The organism is Stenotrophomonas sp. P5_A8 (genome assembly GCF_056400545.1).
The window spans coordinates 1-3,233 of sequence record NZ_JBFULB010000395.1; the positions used below are offsets into that span (position 1 = coordinate 1).

The 3,233-nt window shown below is 68.5% G+C and carries 6 protein-coding genes; 4 read left to right on the top strand and 2 right to left on the bottom strand.

The window, feature by feature from the left end:
- Positions 1-206, bottom strand: a 206-nt coding sequence (locus AC1DQP_RS18540; RefSeq protein WP_478052206.1) for a TFIIB-type zinc ribbon-containing protein, incomplete at its 3' end; no start/stop codon positions are given.
- A gap of 163 nt (positions 207-369) precedes the next feature.
- Between AC1DQP_RS18540 and AC1DQP_RS18545 the strand changes: the two genes are divergently transcribed.
- From AC1DQP_RS18545 to AC1DQP_RS18560, 4 genes are all read left to right on the top strand, one after another.
- The gene (locus AC1DQP_RS18545; protein WP_457319575.1) at positions 370-1,134 is read left to right on the top strand and encodes a CPBP family glutamic-type intramembrane protease; all 765 of its coding nucleotides are present in this window, start codon (positions 370-372) and stop codon (positions 1,132-1,134) included.
- Positions 1,135-1,220: 86 nt separating this feature from the next.
- Entirely contained in the window at positions 1,221-1,622 is a 402-nt protein-coding gene (locus tag AC1DQP_RS18550; RefSeq protein WP_256776887.1) for a response regulator, read from the top strand.
- Positions 1,623-1,702: 80 nt separating this feature from the next.
- Positions 1,703-1,966 carry a hypothetical protein gene (locus AC1DQP_RS18555; protein ID WP_478052207.1) on the top strand — a complete coding sequence of 88 codons (264 nt, stop codon included), beginning with the start codon at positions 1,703-1,705 and terminating at the stop codon, positions 1,964-1,966.
- Between the two features lie 123 nt (positions 1,967-2,089).
- A complete protein-coding gene (locus AC1DQP_RS18560) occupies positions 2,090-2,755 on the top strand; it encodes a DUF3011 domain-containing protein (protein WP_478052208.1) in 666 nt (221 codons plus the stop codon).
- Between the two features lie 40 nt (positions 2,756-2,795).
- On the opposite strand, the gene AC1DQP_RS18565 is transcribed toward AC1DQP_RS18560, so the two are convergent.
- Positions 2,796-3,233 (bottom strand): MliC family protein (locus AC1DQP_RS18565; RefSeq protein ID WP_478052209.1); only part of this gene is annotated, 438 nt, incomplete at its 5' end.

Genomic DNA, 3,233 nt, shown 5'->3' on the forward strand with positions numbered 1-3,233 from the left:
TCGCGATGCTGCACCGCCGGCGACGGTGCCTGCGGCGGCGCAACGGCGGCACGCACGGGCGCGGCCGCATCGGTGGAGCGCTCGATGATCTTGTCCAGCTCGCCACGGTCCAGCCACACCCCACGGCACTGCGGGCAGTAATCGATTTCAATGCCCTGCCGCTCGGACATCACCAGCGCCTGGGTCTTGCATACGGGGCATTGCATCGTTGTGCATCCTCATCCTGTTCCAGCCCCGACTGTACCTGCATGTGGATGACTGAAACGCAACACGCCAAGGCCATGACCATCGGCACCGGGACTTCCGGCGCGCGCCCCTGGCCCGACGCGGGGGCAGACTTTCCCCCTGTCTACAGGGATCGTCGCCGCCATGCCTTCATCCACTTCGCCCCGCGGGTGGGCTTCGCTGCTGGCCCTGTTGGGCGTGGCCATCGGCCTGAACCTGCGCGATCTCAGTGCCGCCGCCGGCCTGCCCATACCGCGCCTGCCGATGCCGTTCGGCGGCTGCCTGCTCGACAACCTGCTGGCGGTGCTGACGGCCGTGCTGCTGGCCGCGCTGCTGAAGCCGCGTGACCTGCCGCTGGCCGACAGCCTGGGYCTGCGCTGGCACGGCGCACGCGGTCCGGTGCTGGTGCTGCTGGCCACGCTGCCGTGCTGGATCGGCCTGGCCGCGCTCGGCCGGCTGGACACCGCACCGGCGCCGCTGACACTGCTCATGCTCGCGTTCGTGTTCCCACTCGCCGAAGAAATCCTCTACCGCGGCCTTGGCTTCATCTTCCTGGTGCGGGTACTGCACTGGCCGGCCTGGCTGGCGGCCCTGCCACAGGCGCTGATGTTCGGCGCCGTGCACTGGCTGGGTGCCGGCGGCCTGGACGGGGGCGCCACCGCCCTGCAGATCCTGGCATTGATCATCGTCGGCGGGCTGGCGTTTGCCTGGTTGAACCATCTGGACCGGCTCACGTTGTGGAGCGGCCTGGCCCTGCACGTTTCGCTCAACCTGGCCTGGAACCTGTTCATCCTCGATGAGGCGATGGCACTTGACTGGAAGGTCACCGCGCTGCGCCTGGCCGCCGTGGCAATGGCCGTGCTCACCCTGGCCTGTTGGCTGTGCCCTCCCGCGCAGGCTGCGCGTTAGCCAGCCGCCGCGTGCACGATCTCCTCACCGCGGCCCCCCGCATAATTGCGCGCCCTTTCCGCCCCAGCCCCAAGGAACACCGCGTCATGTTGTTGTCCAAGCGCCACGTCGCACCACGCGTGCTGTTGATCGAAGACACCGAAGACACCCGCGAGCTCAGCCGCATGGCGCTGGAAAGCCAGGCCTGCGACGTTGCCGCCGTGAGTTCGGCCGAAGCCGCGCTGGGCCTGCTGCTGGCCGGCGAGCGATTCGACCTGGTGTTCACCGATGTCTGCCTGGGCGGCCTGAGCGGGATCGACGCGGCCGAGCGGATCAAGGCGTTCCAGCCCAGCCTGCCGGTGCTGGTCACCTCCGGGCTGGACCCGGCCACGGTCACCGCGCGGCTGCGGCCCGGCATCCATTTCCTGCCCAAGCCCTATTCCATGAGCGAACTGCTGGACGCCATCCGCGCCTGCTTCGGCGACATGGAAACCGGGCAGGCCGCCTGAGGCGCGCACCCGATCAGTGGCGAGGCTTATAGCTCTTGTTGCCTGACGGCGTCAGGCAGTAACGGCCGCCACGCGGGCCCGTGCACAGCAGACCTGCGCTGCACGGACAGCTGCCCGCCGCGGCCGGGGCCGAGGGTGCGAACCGCGCGCCGCTGGCATTGACTGCGGCGCTGCACACCTTCTTCGAGGCACTGATCGAGCCATCGTTGCAGACAAACTGGCCTGCCGCACAGTGCGAGATCCCGCCCTTGCGACCGGAGCAGGGCGTGTTGCCCGCGTGCGCAGCCGCGCTGGCCATGCAAGCCAGCACTAAAAGCCAGGCCATGACGCTGCGTCGTCCGTGACCCACCATCCCGGCCCCCTGTGGCCACCGCAGCGTTGTGCCGCGGGGAAAGCCTACGCTTTCATCCGGTTTTCATCCATGGATGGCATCGTTCGCATGTGCCCTCTCCTGCCGGAACCGCACCATGCAGACCCGCCTCCTGCTGACCGCCCCCCTGCTGTTGGCCGCCGTGCTGTCGGACGCGCGCGCCGATGACTTCGTCACCTGCGAAAGCCGCGACAACCGCTACCAGTCCTGCCCACTACCTCGCGCCGGCTATGTCACCCTGGACCGCAAGCTGTCCGGCGCCGACTGCCGACAGGGCCGCAGCTGGGACTACGACCGCCGCGAGGTCTGGGTGGACGATGGGTGCAGAGGCTCGTTCCGCGTCCACGACGGTGGCGCGCGCCACGATGATGACGACCACGACAACCACGATGCCAAGGTTGCCGCCGGCGTGCTGGTCGGCGCGGCGATCCTGGGCGCGCTGGTACACAACGCCAACAAGCAGGACGACCGCTACAGCGACGATAACTACCAGGGCGCACGGCATACCTCGTACGTCCCCAGCTGGATGACCGGCGAGTTCGAGGGCTACAACCCGATCTACGGCGCCGACATCCGCATGCGCATCGACAACGACGGGCGCATGTCCGCGYAGGCGCGCGGACAGAATCTGTCCGGCTGGGTCAACGGCGGTCAGCTCAATGTCGGCGGCAGCGTGTTCGACGTCAGCCAGAGCCGCGATGGCTTTGTCACCACCGAAGTTGGCGACCGGCAGAACGAAGTGCGCTACCGCCGCGTGCGCTGACGACGGCCGACGGTCGCCAGGAGACCGCCGGCCACACGCGTCACCCGGCGGCCTTGCAGCTCATCGTGGTGCCGTAGAAATCCAGCGTGGCCTCACCCTGATGTTCCCAGAACTCCACGCCCTCGCGGGTGTAACGGCTGCCGCTGGCGGCCTGGGCCGGGAAGACGATTGCCTGGTCCCTGCCCCAGCTGACCACCGCCGCCTGCGGATCCAGTTCGTTGTAGAACATCACGCTCACCGGCTTGCTGGCGTCATCGCACTGGTACTTCACCGGCGTCGGTGCGGGCACGCCGCCACTGCCGATGTTCAGTTCAACGATCCGGGTCTGGTAGGACTCGACCAGGCAGCGGTGGCGGTCCACGGCCTGCCAGCAGGCATCGCGCCCTTTCACCCAGCCGCGCTGTTCGGCCGCGATATCCAGTTCGTCCGGGCTGGTCTGCACGCGCTTGTAGAGGGCCGCCAGTTGGCGGTCCAGCGC

Excerpts from the sequence above, each read along its gene's own strand:
- AC1DQP_RS18550 (WP_256776887.1), top strand. The coding sequence starts at position 1,221 with ATGTTGTTGTCCAAGCGCCACGTCGCACCACGCGTGCTGTTGATCGAA.